At 70.8% G+C, this 18,145-nt stretch carries 16 protein-coding genes; 6 read left to right on the forward strand and 10 right to left on the reverse strand.

All coding sequences use genetic code 11. The annotated features are described in order from the left end of the window. The first annotated feature begins 204 nt into the window (after positions 1-204). A complete protein-coding gene (locus MYSTI_RS27425; protein ID WP_015351063.1) occupies positions 205-1,749 on the forward strand; it encodes a sensor histidine kinase in 1,545 nt (514 codons plus the stop codon). Next, positions 1,746-3,086 (forward strand): M16 family metallopeptidase, encoded by a 1,341-nt coding sequence (locus MYSTI_RS27430; RefSeq protein WP_015351064.1) that lies wholly within the window; start codon positions 1,746-1,748, stop codon positions 3,084-3,086. Before MYSTI_RS27425 ends, MYSTI_RS27430 begins: the two co-directional genes overlap by 4 nt. On the opposite strand, the gene MYSTI_RS27435 is transcribed toward MYSTI_RS27430, so the two are convergent. Continuing rightward, on the reverse strand, positions 3,064-4,323 hold the full coding sequence (locus tag MYSTI_RS27435) for a tetratricopeptide repeat protein (protein ID WP_233277970.1): 1,260 nt from the start codon (positions 4,321-4,323) through the stop codon (positions 3,064-3,066). The two genes, MYSTI_RS27430 and MYSTI_RS27435, sit on opposite strands and share 23 nt — an antisense overlap. Before the next feature lie 112 nt (positions 4,324-4,435). On the opposite strand from MYSTI_RS27435, the gene MYSTI_RS27440 reads away from it, so the two are divergent. Beyond that, on the forward strand, positions 4,436-4,783 hold the full coding sequence (locus MYSTI_RS27440; protein WP_015351066.1) for a hypothetical protein: 348 nt from the start codon (positions 4,436-4,438) through the stop codon (positions 4,781-4,783). Positions 4,784-4,913: 130 nt separating this feature from the next. Here the strand turns inward: MYSTI_RS27440 and MYSTI_RS27445 are convergent, their stop codons facing one another. The 6 genes from MYSTI_RS27445 to MYSTI_RS27470 form a co-directional block, all read right to left on the reverse strand. Continuing rightward, positions 4,914-5,369: a hypothetical protein gene (locus tag MYSTI_RS27445; protein WP_144370162.1), complete on the reverse strand. Its 456-nt coding sequence runs from the start codon at positions 5,367-5,369 to the stop codon at positions 4,914-4,916. Between the two features lie 93 nt (positions 5,370-5,462). After that, complete coding sequence (locus tag MYSTI_RS27450; protein ID WP_015351068.1) at positions 5,463-5,897, reverse strand: DUF779 domain-containing protein; 435 nt, start codon at positions 5,895-5,897, stop codon at positions 5,463-5,465. Next, a complete protein-coding gene (adh, locus tag MYSTI_RS27455) occupies positions 5,897-7,417 on the reverse strand; it encodes an aldehyde dehydrogenase (protein ID WP_015351069.1) in 1,521 nt (506 codons plus the stop codon). Before adh ends, MYSTI_RS27450 begins: the two co-directional genes overlap by 1 nt. 170 nt (positions 7,418-7,587) lie before the next feature. Continuing rightward, the gene (locus tag MYSTI_RS27460) at positions 7,588-9,591 is read right to left on the reverse strand and encodes a sigma-54-dependent Fis family transcriptional regulator (RefSeq protein ID WP_015351070.1); all 2,004 of its coding nucleotides are present in this window, start codon (positions 9,589-9,591) and stop codon (positions 7,588-7,590) included. Positions 9,592-9,686: 95 nt separating this feature from the next. After that, positions 9,687-10,457 carry a hypothetical protein gene (locus MYSTI_RS27465; RefSeq protein WP_015351071.1) on the reverse strand — a complete coding sequence of 257 codons (771 nt, stop codon included), beginning with the start codon at positions 10,455-10,457 and terminating at the stop codon, positions 9,687-9,689. Further along, the gene (locus MYSTI_RS27470; RefSeq protein ID WP_015351072.1) at positions 10,454-11,128 is read right to left on the reverse strand and encodes a hypothetical protein; all 675 of its coding nucleotides are present in this window, start codon (positions 11,126-11,128) and stop codon (positions 10,454-10,456) included. The genes MYSTI_RS27465 and MYSTI_RS27470 overlap by 4 nt, the downstream gene beginning before the upstream one ends. A gap of 220 nt (positions 11,129-11,348) precedes the next feature. Here MYSTI_RS27470 and MYSTI_RS45395 point away from each other — a divergent pair, with 220 nt between their 5' ends. After that, on the forward strand, positions 11,349-12,284 hold the full coding sequence (locus MYSTI_RS45395; RefSeq protein ID WP_015351073.1) for a DUF6600 domain-containing protein: 936 nt from the start codon (positions 11,349-11,351) through the stop codon (positions 12,282-12,284). A 115-nt stretch (positions 12,285-12,399) separates the two neighbouring features. Continuing rightward, the gene (locus MYSTI_RS27480) at positions 12,400-12,960 is read left to right on the forward strand and encodes a ferritin-like domain-containing protein (RefSeq protein ID WP_015351074.1); all 561 of its coding nucleotides are present in this window, start codon (positions 12,400-12,402) and stop codon (positions 12,958-12,960) included. A 55-nt stretch (positions 12,961-13,015) separates the two neighbouring features. Here MYSTI_RS27480 and MYSTI_RS27485 read toward each other — a convergent pair whose 3' ends face one another. Continuing rightward, positions 13,016-14,017, reverse strand: a complete 1,002-nt coding sequence (locus tag MYSTI_RS27485) for a fatty acid desaturase family protein (protein ID WP_015351075.1) — start codon at positions 14,015-14,017, stop codon at positions 13,016-13,018. A gap of 253 nt (positions 14,018-14,270) precedes the next feature. On the opposite strand from MYSTI_RS27485, the gene MYSTI_RS27490 reads away from it, so the two are divergent. Next, complete coding sequence (locus tag MYSTI_RS27490) at positions 14,271-14,741, forward strand: FBP domain-containing protein (RefSeq protein WP_015351076.1); 471 nt, start codon at positions 14,271-14,273, stop codon at positions 14,739-14,741. A 13-nt stretch (positions 14,742-14,754) separates the two neighbouring features. Here MYSTI_RS27490 and MYSTI_RS27495 read toward each other — a convergent pair whose 3' ends face one another. Next, on the reverse strand, positions 14,755-16,254 hold the full coding sequence (locus MYSTI_RS27495) for a DUF4388 domain-containing protein (protein ID WP_015351077.1): 1,500 nt from the start codon (positions 16,252-16,254) through the stop codon (positions 14,755-14,757). 18 nt (positions 16,255-16,272) lie between these two features. Next, the gene (locus MYSTI_RS27500; RefSeq protein WP_015351078.1) at positions 16,273-18,123 is read right to left on the reverse strand and encodes a GGDEF domain-containing response regulator; all 1,851 of its coding nucleotides are present in this window, start codon (positions 18,121-18,123) and stop codon (positions 16,273-16,275) included. Positions 18,124-18,145: the final 22 nt, after the last annotated feature.

The raw sequence follows: 18,145 nt of genomic DNA on the forward strand, positions 1-18,145 counted from the left end.
CGCTCTACGGCCCGGCCCCGGGGGCGATTGCAACTGACTTGCGCGAATGCCCCCGCGCCCGGGGCCCGCCGCCGGGCTATCCTCCCCCGCCATGAGTCCATGGGTCAGGAGGGCCTGCGCCCACCCGGGAGGACGGCTTTGCTTGCGTCCCAGCCCCGGGCCGCGTAGCGATGGCCTCCTGGCCTCTGTCCGGCCTCCGCGCGCATGAAGCTCTCCCTGGCCACCCGCATCTTCCTGGGCTACGCGGTGGTGCTCGTCACCTTCGGCCTGGTGTCCCTCTTCAGCGTCGCGGAGCTGCACCGCAACCGGCTGGAGATCCGGCTGGTGAGCCAGGGCTATCTCCAGCTCTCCCAGGACGCCGCGGAGATGGAGATGAACCACGCCAACCAGCAGCGCCACACCTCGCGCATGCTGGAGGAGGACAGCGCGGAGATTCGCCGCGCCATCATCCGCCTGGCGCGCGTCTACGTGCCCACGACGTTCATCTCCCAGCGGCTGGCGGCGACGCGCGAGCGGGCCACGCAGCTTCGCGCCATGGCCCCGGAGAGCGAGGTGCGCTTCATCCAGGAGCTGGAGTCGCGGCTGGCGGAGCTGGACACGCGCTATCGGGAATACGGCCGCGCCGCGGAGAGCGTCTTCGACGCCTTCAGCAAGCAGGCCCCGGACAAGGCCCAGGTGGAGCGCGCCACCGCGGATGTGCTCAGCATGGAGGACGCCATCGGCCGCGAGCTGCGCCTCCTGCGCCTGTCGCTGTCCAACCGCATCCGGGAGCGCGTGGACGGCGCCGAGGAGCGGGAGCGGCAGACGGGCCTGGCCATCATCAGCCTCTCCGTCGCGGCCATCCTCCTGGGCCTGGGCGCCACGGCGTGGTCGGCCCGGACGCTGCGCCCGGTGCGCACGCTCATCGAGGGCGTGTCGCGCATCGGCAAGGGCGACTACAGCGCGCAGCTCGGCGTGAAGGGCCACGACGAGGTGGCGGTGCTCGCGCGCGCGTTCGACCAGATGGCGCGCTCGCTCCAGGCCCGCGAGGCGCAGATCAAGGCCCAGGCGGAGGCGCTGATGCGCGCCGAGCAGCTCGCCGCCGTGGGCCGCATCTCCGCGCAAATCGTCCACGAGGTGCGCAACCCGCTGTCCTCCATCGGACTCAACGTGGAGCTGCTGGGCGACGCGGTGGAGCAGGCCACCTTCCCGGACCCGGGCGAGGCCGGCGAGGTGAAGGACCTGCTGTCCGCCGTCACCCGCGAGGTGGACCGACTGGCGGACGTCACCGAGCACTACCTGCGCATGGCCCGGCCCCAGCGGCCGGACCTGGACCCTCGCGACGTGACGGCGGTCCTCGACGGGGTGTTGGACTTCTCACGCGAGGAGCTGATGCGCGCGGGCGTGGAGGTGGTGCGCGAGTTCGCGCCGGAGACGCCCGCCGTGCTCGCCGACGAGGGGCAGCTGCGCCAGGTCTTCCTCAACCTCCTGCGCAACAGCCGCGAGGCGATGCCCCACGGGGGCCTGCTCACCATCGCCACCCGCCCCCTGGAGCAGGACGTGGAGGTGACGGTGAAGGACACAGGTCAGGGCATGACGGAGGAGGTGCGCGAGCACCTCTTCGAGCCGTTCTTCACCACCAAGGAGGGCGGTACGGGCCTGGGGCTGGCGGTGAGTCAACAGATTCTCCAGGCACACGGCGGCTCGCTCTCCTGCCAGAGTATTCCCGGCCAGGGCACGGCCTTCGTGTTAAGGCTTCCTCGCGCATGAGCTTCACATCGTATCGGGACGTGCTGCCCTCCGGGCTCCGCGTCGTCACCGTCGAGACGCCCCACCTCCACACCGCCCTGCTCGCCATCTACGTCCGCACCGGCAGCCGGCACGAGACGGCCGCGAACAACGGCGTCAGCCACTACCTGGAGCACCTGTTCTTCCGGGGCAGTGAAGGCTGGCCGGACACCGTGAAGATGAACGCCGCCGTGGAGGAAGTGGGCGGCAACCTCAACGGCGTCACCACCCGGGACCACGGCTACTACTACACGCCCCTGCACCCGGCGCACTTCCGCGTGGGCCTGGACATCCTCGGGGACATGCTCACCCGCCCCCGCCTCACCGACATGGAGGTGGAGCGGCAGATCATCCTCGAGGAGATGCTGGACGAGGTCGACGAGAAGGGCCGGGACATCGACCTGGACAACCTGTCCAAGCACCTGCTCTTCCCCAACCACCCGCTGGCCCTCAAGATCGCCGGGACGCGCGACTCCGTCTCCGCCCTCCAGCACTCGCAGGTGCTGGAGCACTTCGCCCAGCACTACGTCACCGGCAACATCGTGGTCACCGCCGCGGGCCGCGTGCGCCGCGACGAGGTGCTGGAGCTGACCGAGCGCGCCTTCGCTCGCTTGCCCAAGGGCCTCGCGAGCACGGAGACGCCTCCGCCTCCCGCCGCGCCGGGCCCCCTGCTGCACTTCGTCTCGCACGACGAATCGCAGACGGAGTTCCGCCTCAACTTCCGCACCGTGCCGGAGCAGCACGACGACTACGCCGCGCTGCAGATCATCCGCCGCGTGATGGATGACGGCCTGTCCTCGCGCCTGCCGTTCGAAATCGTGGAGAAGCGCGGGCTGGCCTACTCCGTCCACGCCTCGCTGGACGCGTACGACGACGCGGGCCTGTTCGAAATCGAGGCCGCCAGCGCCCCCGAGAAGGCGTCCCAGGTGGTGCAGGAGTCGCTGCGGGTGCTCGGCACGCTGTGCGACGACCTGATTGGCGACGAGGAGCTGGCGCGCGCCAAGCGCCGTCACCGCATGCTGCTGGAGTTCTCGCAGGACTCGCCGGGGGAGCTGGCCGGGTGGTTCGGCGGCACGGAGCTGTTCCGCGCGCCGGAGACCTTCGCCCACCGCGCGGACCTGGTGGACTCACAGTCCGCCGAGCGCGTCCGCGAGGTCGCCCGTCGCTACTTCCGGAAGGAGAACCTCACGGTGGTGGCGGTGGGCCAGCGCAAGGGCCTCAAGGCCTTGGAGCGCGTGGTGGCGGAGGCCCCGGGCCTGCCCGGAGCCCCCTCGCTGCCGCCGGCGAAGGCGAAGGTCAGCGGCGGCCGCCGCGGATGATGATGGGCCCGGTGGGCTTCTTCTTCTCGGGCTTCGGCGCCAGCGCCAGGAGGGCCTTCTTCACCTCCTGGTACTCGGTGTTGTCCGGCTCTCGCTTGAGGGCCTCGTCGATGAGCTTCGTCGCGCGCGCCACCTGCGTCTGGAGCTGAGCGGAGAGCTTCGCGAGGGCGACCTTCTCCTCTTGCGACGCCTCGCTGAGCGCGAGCAGCCGCTCCAGCGCGGAGTACGCATCCACCTTGCGCTCCGTCTGGAGGTACAGCCGCCACAGGCGCGAGTGCGCGGGGGCGAAGCGAGGCTCCGCGCTGAGGGCGAAGCGGTAGCTCTCCTCCGCGCCCTTCTTGTCGTTGGCCTCCTCCTGCGCGCGGCCGCGCACGTAGAGGGCCCGGGCCAGTCGGGGGCGGAACTGGAGCGCGCGGTCCACGAGCGTCAGCGAGTCCGCGCGGCGGCCCTGCGCCAGCACCGTCTCCGCCATCCACGCCAGGGCCTCGGCGTTCTGCGGCTCCGCGTCCACCAGGGGCTTGAGCGTGGCCTCCGCGTCGGTGGCGCGGCCCTGCGCCAGGAGCGCGCGGGCCCGCAGCATGATGACGTCCGCGCGTCGGGCGTCCTTGCCCTCCACGGCCTGGAGGTCCGCCTCCGCCATCTGCGGCACGCCGTTGACCAGGAAGTAGCGCGCTCGCAGGAGGCGCGCGGACGTGTGCGCGGGGTTCTGCTGGAGCAGCTTGTCCATGAGGTTGGCGGCGAGCAGCTCGTCGCCCTTCATGAGCAGGACCTCGGCCTCCATGGCCTTGGCCTCCGGGTCATCCGGGCTGTCGCGCAGCACACTCTCCAGCGTCGCGAAGGCCGCTTCTATCTGCCCCTCGCGGGCCTGGAAGCGGGCCAGCCCCAGCGTGTCGGCTTCCGTCAACAACCGGGAGTCGCGCAGGGTCGTGAGGATGGTGAGGGCCTCCTGGGTGTTGCCATTGCTCAGGTACAGCTCGGAGAGCTGCTTCTGGATGGTGGGGTCCGTCCCAGGGATGAGGGCCTCCGCCTGCTTGAGGGACATGATGGCGGCGCCCATGTTGTTGTTCATGAGGTGGGCGTCGGCCATCAACAGGTAGGGCTCCGCGCTGTCCGGGGCGGCGGTGGCCGCGCGCTTGAGCGCCGTGAGGGCCGCGGGGGCCTGGCCGTTGGCGAGGTGCGCGCGGGCTTCGCCCAGGGCCGCCTGGGCCTGTTGAGCACGGTTCTGGACGGCGGCCACCTCCGGTTCCTTACAGGCAAGCGGCAGGAGGAGGGCCAGGGTCCAGGGCAGGGTTCGATTTCTCCAAGGCATCGCTGAGCCGCAGGGTACCGGATGTTATCCTCCGTCGTCGATGGACCCATTCGTTCGGCGTCTCGTGGAGCGGCTTCACGACCCCAGCCAGCCGCTGTCGCGGAATCGGCATTTCCACACCTTCGACACCCCCGAGGGGCGGCTGGCGCTCAAGGTCTTCCGGCGCCTGCGCAGCCTCCAGAAGGACATCCTCGCCTGCCGGGCGGAGGGGCGGCGCGCCCGCATCTTCCGCCGCGTCAACGCGAAGGGCGACCACCGCATCGAGCTGACGATGGAGCGCGTCTCCGGCAAGCGGACCTCCGTCCTCCAGACGGCCGAGCTGGAGCTGCTCTCCGCCCTGCCCGGCGTCCGGGACGCGCTCGACATCCTCGACGAAGCGGCGGCCTGAGGGGCGGCTTCCGACAGCGGGCCCCGAGTCCCGGCGCCCGCTGTCATTCCACTCGGGTACTCCTGTCACCCTGAGACAGCTTGGCCCCGGCAGCGGACCGGAGGAACAGAGGCCCCTCCCGGGAGCACCCTCAAGGCTGGCAGGCCTGCCACGAGTCGGAGACCGTCGAGGACTGAACACCTGCCGCGTCTCGGACGAAGAGCGTGGGGAGGATTTCATACGTCGCGGGCCACTCGTCCGACGGGGCGTAGCAGGGGTAGTTCCGAGTCGAGCCCCCCAGCGAGCCGGGGAGCGTGTGATGGACCGACCCCTCGTAGTGATAGACCTGCCGCCCCCAGTAGTACCTGTACGGCGGAGTGCCGCCGGTCGCCGAGCCCGTGCAGTCCACCCCGCCGAACTCCGGGCGCAGACACAGGATGGAGGCGATGGGCCCGCTCATCGCGCGAACCTCTCCAGCGGGCACCTCCGTGCCCTCCGGCGCAGACGGGTTGGGAGCCTCCGCCTCGGGGGCGCTCCCTCCACAACCCATCAACACGAGTCCTGCCAGCACCACGGGAGACGAAAAACGGAGGAGAGGGCTTCGCATCGAGCGTAACTCCAGAGCGGGACCACGGCGCGAAGGCGCCAAGGACCTTTCTAGAATTACGGCTTCATGGAGCAAAGCTGTTCTGTATGGTCCCTACTCCGGCGGGCCTCGGCGTGGCGGGGGCTGGCGCTTCATCCGCTCGTATTCCTCGTCGGTGAAGACGCGGCTGCGGGTGAGGAACCTCACGCCCCGGGGAGACTCCAGGCTGAAGCCCGCGCCTCTGCCGGGCACCACGTCCAGGGTCAGGTGGGTGTGCTGCCAGGCCTCGAACTGCGCGCCGCCGATGTAGACGGGGCAGCCCTCCACGTCACCCAGGAAGACGTCCCGCTGGCCCACGCGGAACTCCTTCGCGGGGTAGCACATGGGCGCGCTGCCATCGCAGCACCCTCCCGACTGGTGGAACATCAGCGGCCCATGCTCGGTGCGCAGCGAGCGGATGACGGAGGCGGCCTCGGGCGTCACCGCCACCCGAGCCACCTCCGGCTCCGCCTGCCCACCCGCGCCGGGCTCGGCACGGGTGTCGCTCATCAGAAGAACCCCAGCGCCTTCGGGCTGTAGCTCACCAGCAGGTTCTTGGTCTGCTGGTAGTGGGCCAGCATCTTGAGGTGGTTCTCACGGCCGATGCCGGACTGCTTGTAGCCACCGAACGCCGCGTGCGCCGGGTACAGGTGGTAGCAGTTGGTCCACACGCGGCCCGCCTCGATGGTGCGGCCCGCCCGGTACGCCGTGTTGCCATCGCGCGTCCACACGCCCGCGCCCAGGCCGTACAGCGTGTCGTTGGCGATGCGCATCGCGTCGTCGAAGTCCTTGAACGTCGTGACGCTGACGACGGGTCCGAAGATCTCCTCCTGGAACACGCGCATCTTGTTGTGGCCGTGGAACACCGTGGGCGCGACGTAGTAGCCGTCCTTGAGGTCGCCGGGCAGCGTCACGCGCTCGCCGCCGGTGAGCACCTTGGCGCCCTCCTTCTTGCCGATGTCGATGTAGCCGAGAATCTTCTCGAGCTGGTCGTTCGACGCCTGCGCCCCCAGCATCGTGTCGGTGTCCAGCGGGTTGCCTGGCCGCACGCGCTTCACGCGCTCCAGGCCCCGCTCGATGAACTGGTTGAAGATGCGCTCGCCCACCAGCGCGCGCGACGGACAGGTGCAGACCTCTCCCTGGTTCAGCGCGAACATGGCGAACCCTTCCATCGCCTTGTCCAGGAAGTCGTCGTCCTGCGCCATCACGTCGTCAAAGAAGATGTTGGGGCTCTTGCCACCCAGCTCCAGCGTCACCGGGATGAGGTTCTCGCTCGCGTACTGGAGGATGAGGCGCCCCGTCGTCGTCTCTCCCGTGAAGGCCACCTTCGCCACGCGCGGGCTGCTCGCCAGCGGCTTGCCGGCCTCGACGCCGAAGCCGTTGACCACGTTGAGCACGCCGTCGGGGAGCAGGTCCTGGATGAGCTCGGTGACGACCAGGATGCCCACGGGCGTCTGCTCCGCGGGCTTGAGCACCACGCAGTTGCCCGCGGCCAGCGCCGGGGCCAGCTTCCACGCCGCCATCAGGATGGGGAAGTTCCACGGGATGATCTGCCCCACCACGCCCAGCGGCTCATGGAAGTGGTACGCGACGGTGTCGCTGTCCAACTGGCTCATGGAGCCTTCCTGCGCGCGGATGCAGCTCGCGAAGTAGCGGAAGTGGTCGATGGCCAGCGGCAGGTCCGCCGCGAGCGTCTCGCGGATGGGCTTGCCGTTGTCCCAGGACTCCACCAGCGCCAGCATCTCCTTCTCCTGCTCCAGCCGGTCGGCGATCTTCAGCAGGATGTTGGCGCGCTCGGTGGGCGAGGTGCGGCCCCAGGCGGCCTTCGCCGCGTGCGCCGCGTCCAGCGCCAGCTCGATGTCCTCCGCCGTGGAGCGGGGAATCTCGCAGAAGACCTGGCCCGTCACGGGCGTGATGTTCTGGAAGTACTGGCCCCGCTTGGGCTCGACCCAACGGCCACCGATGAAGTTCTGGTAGCGGGACTTGAACTTCACCTTCGAGCCGGGCTGGTTGGGGGCGGCGTAGATCATGAACGCTCTCCTTCAGGTGGAGCTGCGGGTGGAAGCCGCGGCCCCCAGAGCACCCCGCGTGCCACCTGTCCCACCGCCGACACCGCGACGCGTCGTGTCCCGCGATGCGACACTTCTGTCGGACACGCGTGGAGCGTCCCGCGACACTGTCGCGTGCCCCCGCACCCGGCTCAGGCGCGCGGTGGAAGCACCAGCCCCAAGCGCTCCACCATCCGGTAGAGCGTGCTGCGGGCGACCCCGAGCCGCCGCGCCGCGCGGGCCATGTTGCCCCCACTGCGCTCCAGCGCCTCGCGCACCGCTTGGGCCTCGAGCGCTCGCAGGCCCGTGGCACTCGCCGCGTCCTCGCGGGCCCCTCCGGGCGCGCGCGGAACGGCCCCGGGGCCGAGTCCCAGCTCGGGGGGCAGCGCGGCCACATCCACCTCACGCGCGCCCCCCGCGCGGACCAGCGCCAATCGGAGCACCGTCTTCAGCTCGCGCACGTTGCCGGGCCAGCCGTGGTTCTTCAGTCGCTCCAGCGCCGATGTCGACAGCGTGCTCGCGGGATGGCCCCCTTCGAGCGAGAGCTGCCCCAGCAGCTCTTGAGCCAGCATGGCCAGGTCGTCGCGCTCCCGCAGCGGAGGAAGGCGCAGCATCACGCCCTGGAGGCGATAGTAGAGGTCGCCACGGAACGTGCCCGCCCGGACGGCCGCATCCAGGTCCCTGCACGTCGCGCCGATGAGGCGGAAGCGCGAGTGCCGCACGTGTGACTCGCCCACGCGCGAGTATCCACCGTCCTCCAACACGCGCAGCAGCAACACCTGCAGCGCCGCGGGCATCTCCGCCAGCTCGTCCAGGAACAAGGTGCCCCCGTCCGCCGCCGCCAGCTTCCCCTCCGCCCCGCCCGCGCGTGCCCCCGTGAAGGCTCCGGGCGCATGACCGAACAGCTCGCTCTCCAGCAACGCCGACGACAGCGCTCCACAGTTGACCGCCACGAACGGCCCCGAGGCCACCGAGCTCGCCGCATGCACCGCTCGCGCGAGCAGCTCCTTGCCCGTCCCCGTCTCGGAGAGCAGCAGCACAGGGAGCATCGTCGGAGCGAAGCGCGCGGCCTCCTTCAGCATGGCCCGGTGCTGGGAGTCACTTCCCTTCAGCGCCTCCCAGGCGCTCCCCTCGGGCCCGGCGTCCTCCGCCACGGGAAGCCGCTTCGCCACCGCACGCGTGAGCCGAGGCTCCAGCCGCACCAGCACCGCGAGCGTCACGTCCCCCTCCCCCACCGCCTCCACCTGGACACGCCACCGCGCGCCCGTCGACGGCTGACACGCCTCCAGCGAATGCCCCCGCAGCGCCGCGTCCTTCAAGTCCGCCCACGACAAGCCGAGCACCCGCCCCGAGGACAGCTCCCCAGGCGAGCCCTGCGACAGGCTCATCACCGTCCGCGCGGCCCCGTTCAATCGCCGCACCCGCCCCGGGGCTTCGATGAGCAGCACGGGGCCATCCTCCCGGGCCAGCCGCGCCTCGAGTCTCCCTCGCACCGCGGATGCCACGCGCGCCCAGGCCACCTCGCGCAGCCGTGCCTCCGCGGAGTGCGCGATGCTCGCCACCGCCACCAGCACCAGCGGATCCGCGCCGCTCGCGGGGCCGGTGACATCCAGCACGCCGACCAGCTCACCGAACGCGTCCCTCACCGGCGCCGCGTAGCAGACCAGTCCATGGTGCCGCTGCGCATAGTGCGCGGGCCCCACCACCGCGACCGCGGAGGACTCCACCAACGCGGTGCCGATGGCATTCGTGCCGCGCGACACCTCGTCCCAGCAGGCCCCGGCCACCAGCCGCACGTCATCGGCGTGCCCTCCGAAGGAGCCCCCCGAGCTGCGCGTGGCGAGGATGACGCCCTCCCGGTCCGCCAGCAGCGCGACCCGCCCCGAGGGCAGTGGCGCCGCGGCGAGGACGTCCAGGATGTCTCGCACCTCGTGCCAGACGGGCTCCAGCCGCTCGCGGCGCTCGACGAGCGCGGCACTCCCGACGCTGGGTCCTTCGTGCGGGAGACCCGTGCAGGGGGCCCCCAGCGCTCGCGAGCGCTGCCACCTCGAGAGGATGGGAGGCACCTCCGGAATCGTCGCCTGCTCCCCGTCGAGCGCGCCGACGAGGAACTGCTCCCACAGGTGCGCGGAGGCGCTGAGCGTGAGCGTTCCCATGCGCGGTGATTATCCGGCGACTCGCCACGCCCACGGCAACCCGCGCCCCGCACCGTCCCCCGACTGTTGAGCCGCCAACCCAACGCGGCGCGGCGTCATGGAAGACCCCGCTGCACCGACTCGGGCGAGGGAGGAGGTGGCGGCGAGCGCCCCGGCTCGGCGAGCCACGCCTGCACCGCCGCCGCGTCGAGTGGCCGCGCGCGCTCCAGTCCCGGGCCACAGTACGCGCCCCCCGCCTCCTCGCGTGAGCGAGGGTCTCGAGGGAACACCAGGAGATAGCGCTCCTGGTCTTCGCTCACCCTGGAGACGACGTGCAGGGCCTCCGCCCGCGCTCGCGTCTCGGGGTCCTCGAGCAGCTTCAGCGAGAGCCGCTCCGTGGGAGTCCCCGCCTTGACGTGGGTGAGCGCGGTCTCACACAGCAGGCCCGCGGAGCGCGAGCCATCGATGTTCCACTGAGGCCAGGAGCTGCGCGTCAGCGGCACGCGTCCCGACATCATCCACCCCACATGATGGGCCACGCCCACCGAGGCCATGGTCGCGGTGAAGAGCAGCACCATCGCGGCCACCAGCATGACGCTCCAGCGCGCGGGCCACTCGGAAGGCCCCGGCGAGTCCGCGCGACGCTGGCGCCACAGCCGCCGCAGGAACACATGCGCGCCGACGGCCAGCACGCCCGTCACCCCGAGCGCTTCCGCGATGGCCCTCCCGCTGAACGTCACCTCGGGAAGCACCCGCTGCAGGAAGGAGATCCACCCGAACACGAGCAGGAAGGGCGCCAGGAAGACCCAAGTCTGTCCCAGCGCGAGGAGGAAGCACTGCCCCACGAAGAGGACACCTATCCAGGAGAGGAGCCTGAACCGCGTCATGGCGTGGCCTCCGCCATCAACGCGCGGTGGATGGCCTCGATGGGCAGACGCTGGATGTCGCCATTGGCGAAGAGCACCCAGCGCTCGCGCCCGAAGATGCCCGGCTCATACGCCAGCGGCAGCGACGACTCATCCGCCTTCTGTCCTCCCACGTAGATGAAGTGCATGCCGGAGTCCCCGAGCACCTTCCAGCGCGCGGGCGCAAGCTCCGGCCCGTGGTCGCTCGCGGGGAACACACGTCCGTGGTCCGCGGCATACGCCCAGAGCGCCAGCCGCAGCTCGTCCAAGCGCTGGCGTCGCGCCTGGAGCACCAGCTCCGAATCCGAGGGGAGCTGCGTCGGCGTGAGGCGATGCGTGACGCCCGACTTCTCCCACGCGCCCGGAGTCATCAGCTCGCGGCCTCCCGCAATCATCGACAGCACGAGCTGAAGGGCCAGCCCCAGGAGGAACACCATCGCGAGCGCCGAGCCGAAGCTCAGCGCGGGCAGGCGCGTCACATCGCGGCGCAGCCGGCGCCACAGGCCCCAGACGCCCACCGACACCAGCGCGTAGAGGGCGAGGAAGAACGAGATGGCTTCCAGTCGCTCGCTGGCGAGCTCCGTCAACGAGAAGTGAGGCATTCCCGCCACCGCGACGGCAGGCAGCAACAGCACGACCGCGACCGCGGACATTCTCGAGCGCACCCCGACAGTCTGCCTTGTCTGCCCATGGCGAAGCGAGCCGGTAACCGCCCCGACGCCCGCCCAGGGAGCAGGACCACGAGGCACGCGCCCCGACGCCGCGCCTCCCTGCCCCGAGCAATCGGGCGCCCCGTGACATCGCCCCGGGGGGCGGCTTCCCCGACTGGGACGACACACCTTGGGGAGTGGAGTCTTCCCCCGGAGAACGACCATGGCCCCCTGGACGACCAAACCCTCTCACTGGCTCCGCAATGGAGGCCTGTGCGCGAGCGCCCTGTTGCTCGCCATGGGCTGCGCGAGCGCGCAAGAGGAGTACGGCCCCCAGGTGACAGCGACCTCGCCGACCCTGGGCAGTCCCGTCTCCACGTTCCGCGACGTGCTGTCACCCTATGGCACCTGGACCCAGCTCCCGGAAGCGGGGTGGGTGTGGCAGCCCTCCGCCTCCGTGGTGGGCGACGGCTTCGTGCCCTACTCCACGGGTGGGCAGTGGGCGATGAGCGACTGGGGTTGGACGTTCCAGACAGACTGGGCCTGGGGGTGGGCGCCCTTCCACTACGGCCGCTGGTTCCTCCAGCCCTCCGTGGGCTGGGTGTGGTGGCCCGATGACGAGTGGGCGCCGTCCTGGGTGGACTGGCGCTGGGGAGACGGCTTCGTGGGGTGGGTGCCGTTCGCGCCGCCCGGCGTGGACGTGGACCTCGCGTGGAACTTCGTGAACGTCCACGACTTCTCCCGCCCCGACGTGGGCCGCTACGTGGTGGCGCCCGACCGGGTCGCCGGCATCCTCCAGCAGACCGAGCTCGCGGGTGAGCGGGTGAAGGCACGCACCGGCGAGTGGAACCGAGGCCCCTCGGCCGAGGCGTTCACCCAGGTCACCGGACAGCCCGTGCGCCGAGCCCGCCTGAGCGCGCCCCCCACCGGCCAGCCACCCGCGTCCCAAGCGGAGTCCCCTCCGGAGAAGCCGCCCCCGCCTCCGTCCGAGCACCCCGCTCCGTCCGCGCCCCCCGAGCACCACACGTCCCCGCCCGCCGAGGAGCACCCAGAGCCCAGGCCCCCGCCTCCACCGACCGAGCGCCCCACCGAGCCTTCCGCCGAGCCGCACACCCCGCCGCACGCCGGGCCTCACGAAGCGCCGCACCCCAGGCACTGAGTCCGTCCCCCCGGGAGGGGCGGACAGGCACCGGCGCCCCGCGCGAGGGTGGTCGATTCCGCGCCGGACGCCGAACCTTCCTGTCACGCACTGACCGCTTGGAAGGAGGCCCGGAATGTCCGAGACACAGCCCTTCGTCAGCAACCTCCAGGAGATTCGCCGCCGCGCCCGCGAGCACCTGGAGGAAGGCGCCCTCACCGAGAACTACGAGGGCGACGTGGCAACCACCCTCAAGCTGCTCAACGACGCGCTCGCCACGGAGATTGTCTGCGTGCTGCGCTACACGTCGAACTCCATCGCCGCGGTGGGCATCCACAGCGAAGCGGTGAAGGACGAGTTCGCCGAGCACGCGCGCGAGGAGCAGGAGCACGCGCTGCGGCTCGCCGAGCGCATCAATCAGCTGGGGGGACACGCGAACTTCAACCCCGAGGGGCTGATGGAGCGCAGCTCCAGCCAGTTCGTCGAGGGGCAGACGCTGGTGGACATGATTCGCGAGAACCTGGTGGCCGAGCGCATCGCCATCGAGACGTATCGCGACCTGGTCCGCTTCTTCGCGGAGCGGGACCCCACCACGCGGCGGCTCCTGGAGGACATCCTCGCCAAGGAAGAGGAGCACGCCAACGACATGCATGACCTGCTGGTGGCCCACCAGGGCCGCCCCATGCTCAACAACTGAAGACCTCCTCCGGCCCGGCGTGCCCACCCGTGGCGCGCCGGGCACGGATGAGGACTCAGCCTCGCGCCCAGGCGTCGCGGTAGCGCACCATCCGACCCAGCTCCGGCGCCCACAGGTTCAACCGCAGACAGCGCACGATGTCCCGGGGACTCAGCGTGGTGACGTGGGGCTGCTGGAGCTCGGGGATGGCGGCCATCGCCTCCGGCAGCCGGTAGAACGGGATGCGCGGGTTGAGGTGGTGCACGTGGTGGTAGCCGATGTTGCCGGTGAACCACGCCATCACCTTGCCACAGCGAAGGTAGCTGGACGCCTCCAGCGCCGCGTCCGAGTGCGTCCAGTGGGACTCCGCCAGGATGTGGACGTCGTCGAAGTTGTGCTGCGCGTAGAACAGGTACGTGCCCAGCGCGTAGGCCAGGAACAGCGGGCCCACGAAGGCGAACAGGTAGACGGCCGGCCCCGCGAAGACCCAGAGCACCACCGACAGCGCCACGTGGACGCCCAGCGCAAGACCTGACGTCCAGTAGCGCTTCGGGTTCTTCACGAAGGGCAGCAGACAGAGGCTGTAGAGGAACGCCGTGACATAGCCGAACAGCAACGTCACCGGATGGCGCTCGACACGGTAGGCCAGCCGTTGCCAGACGGAGGCCTGTCGCCACTGCTCGGTGGTCCACGTCACGAAGGTGCCCGCGGAGTCCGCCGCCAGCCGCGCGGTGTTCGCGTGGTGATGGTTGTGGGTGTCATTCCAGATGCGCGCGGGCGTGAGCGTGAGGATGCCCTGCACATGGAAGAGCACCTTCGCCCATCTCGAGGAGGGCAGGAGCGCGCCGTGCATCGCGTCGTGGAAGAGGATGAAGGCGCGGATGAGGACGAGCGCCTCCAGGACACCGCCCAGGGCGCGCAGGGGCCACCAGGGCGCGGCCACGGCCAACGTCGCGGCCGCCGCCAGCGCGGCATAGGTGGCGATCAGGTTCCAGCCCGAGCGCGTCGTGTCCTGCGCGGCGAAGGGGCGGGTCCTCGCAATGAGCTCCTTGCTCGACGGCAGCGGGGCTCGGTCCATGGGAGAGAGGCTCCAGTCAGGGATGTGGCCGGCGAGGCGCCGAGCCAGGGTGTCGATGCTTCTCCCATCGCCATGTCATGCGTCGGTCAGCCGATGAGTCGTGGTCTTCCCTGTCTGGGAATGACGCAGTGAGGCCAACCCGTGACGCCCCCTCCCCCCGCCGCCAGGGCAAGAGGGGGCCGACTCCTCGCCGGGTTCCGGTAGAATCAGCAGTCGCTGCCTGTTAGGTCCAGACGTCCGCCAAGGAGCAGCCGTGTTCCGATTCGAGTCCGACCGGGAGCTCATCCAGTCCTTCCGCCCCCGAGACCGCCGCGTCATGGAGATGCCGCCGGGTCTCTCGTTCCCCTTGTTCGTGCGTGACTACCTCGCGTGGACGGAGACCTCGGGCGCTCGCGTGTATCTGATCTTCTCCGCGCCCGGCAGCCACAAGCCCATCGGCATCATCTTCCGCCGCGACTCGATGGGCGGAGAGAACGTCTCGCGCCTGTGCGACTGGTGCCACCACTACGGCTCGTCGAGCGAGGTCACCCTGCTCACCACGGATGTCACGAGCAAGCGCCGGGTGGGCGTCATCCTCTGCGCGGACCTGCGCTGCCGCGAGCGGCTGGAGGACGCCGCCAATCGCTCGGGGCGGAGCGCCCTCGATGCCCTGGAGCAGCTGCGGGCTCGCATGTTCCGCTTCGCGCACGAGGCGCTGGGCATCGAAGCCAAGCCCGCCGCCTGACCCGCGCGAAGACTCAGGCCCCGGAGGCGATGGCCCGCTGCACCTGGGGCACTCCGGGGAGCATGGGCGCGGGGTTGAGCGCCTGCACCAGCAAGGCCCGCAGCGCCTCGCCCAGGTCATCCACCACGCCAAGTGCTCCCGCGGGGGCCCCCTGGAGCGCCGCGGGGACCTCCGCGCCCACCACGACGATGGGCATCCGCGCCTCCCACGCCAGGTAGTGCGCGAGCCCCACCGCCGGCTCCGAGACATCCAGCAAGAGCGCGCCCACCGCGCCCGCGCTGAAGGGCCGCCACAGGGGCCGCGCCGCCTCGGCGGGAGGCAGCGTGCAGAAGTCCAGGCGCAGCACCTCGCTCAGCACCAATCGCCCCAGCGTCCCGAAGCCGCTCTTCACCGCGGTGGGCTCGGCCGACAGGGCCTCCAGGCCCGGCACTCGCGCCATCACCCGGCGCGCGGCGGAGGAGCCGCTGCCGCAGACGAAGATCTTCGCGGTGGCGACCTTCGCGGGCGCCTTGGTGCGCAGGATGCGGCCTCGCAGCGCGTGCACCTCCGCGGCCCCCAGGAGCTCATTGGCGTTCGCGTCCGCGCCGTCCGCGTCCGCGGGCTTCGCCACCCCGCGCTGAATCAGCGTGGACAACACGCCCAGCACTTCCAGGTCCGTGGCGGGCGCCAGGTCGAGTACCTCGCCCAGCGCGCGTGGCTGACGCAGCAGCCCCACCACCTGCGCCGTCACCGGGTGCTGGTCCTGCTGGAGGTCCAGGTCCGGGGCCAGCATCAGGCGCGTGTGGCGCGGGGGCAGGCCCGGCATCAGCCGGTTCACCTCGTCCGACTGGCGCATGCCCTCCAGCAGCGCGTCGTCCATGGCGCGGTTGATGCGCGGTCGCGCCGGGCTTCCGCCGGGCGAGAAGGTGAAGGTGCCGTCGGCCCACGCCAGCAGCCGGAACAGCGCCTTCTCCCCTTCCACGCGGCCCAGCTTCGCGTTCACCGGGCGGCCTTCCGCCACGTGGATTTCGCCGCGCTCGTTGCCCCGCTCCAGCGACAGCTTCCCGCTGCGCCGGTTCATCCCGAGCAGCTGCATCAGGTCCGGGATGCTGAGCTGGCTGAGCGAGCCTTCAATCTCCTGCTGCTCGACCTTCAGGTCCTTGGCCGCCTCGTTGCGGCGGAAGATGTGCTCGATGCGGCTGAGCACCTCGTCCAGGTTGAAGGGCTTGCGCAGGTAGCCGTCGCGCAGGCCCCGGTAGCGATCCCCGTCGAAGCTCGACGTGGTGAGCACCACCGGGATGTCCTCGGTGCGAGGGTTGGTGCGAAGAATCTGGATGAAGGTGCGCGCCTCCAACAGGCGGCAGCCCTCGTCGAAGAGCGTGAGGTCGGGGTGGCGCAGCACCGCCACTTCCAGCGCGCGCGAGCCATCCGGCGCGTAGTGCACCTGATACCCCTTGGTGCGCAGCGCGCGGGACAGCGCACGCACGGACTCGAGGTCGGGGTCGGCGATGAGAATCTTGCGGACCTGGGCCACGTGTCGCTCCGCTTCGTGTCAGTAGGGCTGCAGGTCGTACTCGGCCTGCAGCTTGGAGATGAGCCCGTCCACCACCGCGGTGTCCGAGGTGTGGAACCCCCACGTCGCGCCCCGCCCCCGCCGCTGGATGAGCGCGTAAGCCGCGCTCTCCGAGAGCCAGAGGATGAACTCGTGCCGCGACACCCGCTCGTCCCCTTCGAGGAACACGGGCGTCAGCGCGGGATGCGACTCCAGGTCCACCCGGCGCCCCAGCAGGTAGATGCGCGACGACAGGTCCGGCGGCGCCGACTCCAGCCCCGAGGCGATGGGCAGGTCCGAGCGAATCTCCGGCCCGCCCACGTACAAGAGGCCCCGCGAGCCCGGGTCCCGCATCAGCTCGCGGGCAATCTCCGCCTGGAGCTCGTCGAAGAGGACGTCCGCCACCTTGCCTCGGCGGCTGGGCTCGGCGCGATCATCCAGCGGGAGCTTGGGGCTGTTGGGCGTGCCGAGCAGCAGGTCCACCTCGTCCCAGAACGGCAGCCCGTCCAACATCAGGCGCCGCTGGAGCGACGCGCGACGCTCATCCATGCGGCGGCGGCAGCGGTGCACCAGCTCGTCGAAGTCCTCGCCGTCCTTCGGGAAGGTGCTGGCTCCGCCCACCAGGGCCAGGGGCAGGCGCGTCTCGACGTCCTGGACCTCGGGCTCCTCGCGCACGGCGGCGACGGCGCGGCGCACGAACATCATCGCGCCGAAGAAGTCCGTCTCCGGCAGCAGCAGGTAGAACTCCTGGTCGCTCGCCTTCGCGATGACGTCCGAGTCGCGGATGATCTTGCTCAGCGCGCGGATGATGCCGCGCACCGCCTTCTTCGCGTCCGCCGCGCCCTGGCGCACGCGCACCAGCGGCAGGTTGTCGATGGAGAAGGTCAGCAGCGAGAAGGTCCGGCCGTAGCGCCGCGCCTTGTAGATCTCCTTCGAGGCGTAGTCGGTGAAGTAGCTGAGGTTGTAGGCCGCCGTCTCGCGGTCGCGGAGCCCCAGCCGCTGGAGGGCCATCATCCGCCGGCCGTTCTTCACGCCCACCGCGGCGAAGTCCGCGAGCACGCGCGCATCCCGCGAATGCTCGGGCCGGAAGTCTCCCGCCAGCGGGTCGGAGAGCTGCGCGAGGCCGACGATCTCCCCCGACACCATCAGCGGCACGTACAGCACCACGGAGCGCTCATCCCGGGCGAGCCACGGCTGCGCATCCTTCAAGCGCGCGGCCAGCGGCCCCTCCGGGTTCATCTTCTCCGCGAGGAACTGCTTGTCGAGCAGCCCCCGGTACGCGCGCAGCACCAGGTCGCCCCGGTCGTCGAGCACCCACAGCGCGGCGCTCTGCGCGTCGCACACCGCGGACAGCTCCGAGATGATTCGCTCCTGGAGCCACTCCAGGTCCGACTGGGAGATGAGCTCCAGGCAGCGCTGGTGCAGGTTGTGGAAGCGGGCGAACTCCAGGTTCTCGTCGCGGAGCTGCGCGCGCTCGCGACGGAGGGCCGCGCGCTCCAGGGCCCGGTCCACCGCGAGCACCAGGTCCGTCTCCTCCACCGGCTTGACGAGGCAGTCCGCCGCGCCCGAGCGCAGCGCCATCTCCGAGCCCTTCACGTCCAGGCGATGGCTGACCAGGATGACCTCCTGGTCCGGGTCCCTCTCGCGCAGGCGGGCGGTGAGCGCGAAGCCGTCCACGCCGGGCATCACCACGTCGGTGATGACCAGGTCGAACGGCGTGCGTGCGGCCTCCTCGAGCGCCTGGGTGCCATTCTCCACCGCGACCACGCGGTGCCCATGACGGGCCAGCATGTCGCTGGCGAGCTGGCGGAAGAACAGGTCGTCGTCAACGACGAGAATAGGACCGGCCACGCGCTGTCAGACCCGGGAGCGA

Source organism: Myxococcus stipitatus DSM 14675 (genome assembly GCF_000331735.1).
GTDB classification, from domain to species: domain Bacteria; phylum Myxococcota; class Myxococcia; order Myxococcales; family Myxococcaceae; genus Myxococcus; species Myxococcus stipitatus.

What these genes read in the sequence shown, in the direction of transcription:
- MYSTI_RS27425 (WP_015351063.1), top strand. Translation starts at nt 205, where the DNA reads ATGAAGCTCTCCCTGGCCACCCGCATCTTCCTGGGCTACGCGGTGGTG.
- MYSTI_RS27430 (WP_015351064.1), top strand. Translation starts at nt 1,746, where the DNA reads ATGAGCTTCACATCGTATCGGGACGTGCTGCCCTCCGGGCTCCGCGTC.
- MYSTI_RS27440 (WP_015351066.1), top strand. Translation starts at nt 4,436, where the DNA reads ATGGACCCATTCGTTCGGCGTCTCGTGGAGCGGCTTCACGACCCCAGC.
- MYSTI_RS27445 (WP_144370162.1), bottom strand. Translation starts at nt 5,369, where the DNA reads ATGCGAAGCCCTCTCCTCCGTTTTTCGTCTCCCGTGGTGCTGGCAGGA.
- MYSTI_RS27450 (WP_015351068.1), bottom strand. Translation starts at nt 5,897, where the DNA reads ATGAGCGACACCCGTGCCGAGCCCGGCGCGGGTGGGCAGGCGGAGCCG.
- adh (WP_015351069.1), bottom strand. Translation starts at nt 7,417, where the DNA reads ATGATCTACGCCGCCCCCAACCAGCCCGGCTCGAAGGTGAAGTTCAAG.
- MYSTI_RS27460 (WP_015351070.1), bottom strand. Translation starts at nt 9,591, where the DNA reads ATGGGAACGCTCACGCTCAGCGCCTCCGCGCACCTGTGGGAGCAGTTC.
- MYSTI_RS27465 (WP_015351071.1), bottom strand. Translation starts at nt 10,457, where the DNA reads ATGACGCGGTTCAGGCTCCTCTCCTGGATAGGTGTCCTCTTCGTGGGG.
- MYSTI_RS27470 (WP_015351072.1), bottom strand. Translation starts at nt 11,128, where the DNA reads ATGTCCGCGGTCGCGGTCGTGCTGTTGCTGCCTGCCGTCGCGGTGGCG.
- MYSTI_RS45395 (WP_015351073.1), top strand. Translation starts at nt 11,349, where the DNA reads ATGGCCCCCTGGACGACCAAACCCTCTCACTGGCTCCGCAATGGAGGC.
- MYSTI_RS27480 (WP_015351074.1), top strand. Translation starts at nt 12,400, where the DNA reads ATGTCCGAGACACAGCCCTTCGTCAGCAACCTCCAGGAGATTCGCCGC.
- MYSTI_RS27485 (WP_015351075.1), bottom strand. Translation starts at nt 14,017, where the DNA reads ATGGACCGAGCCCCGCTGCCGTCGAGCAAGGAGCTCATTGCGAGGACC.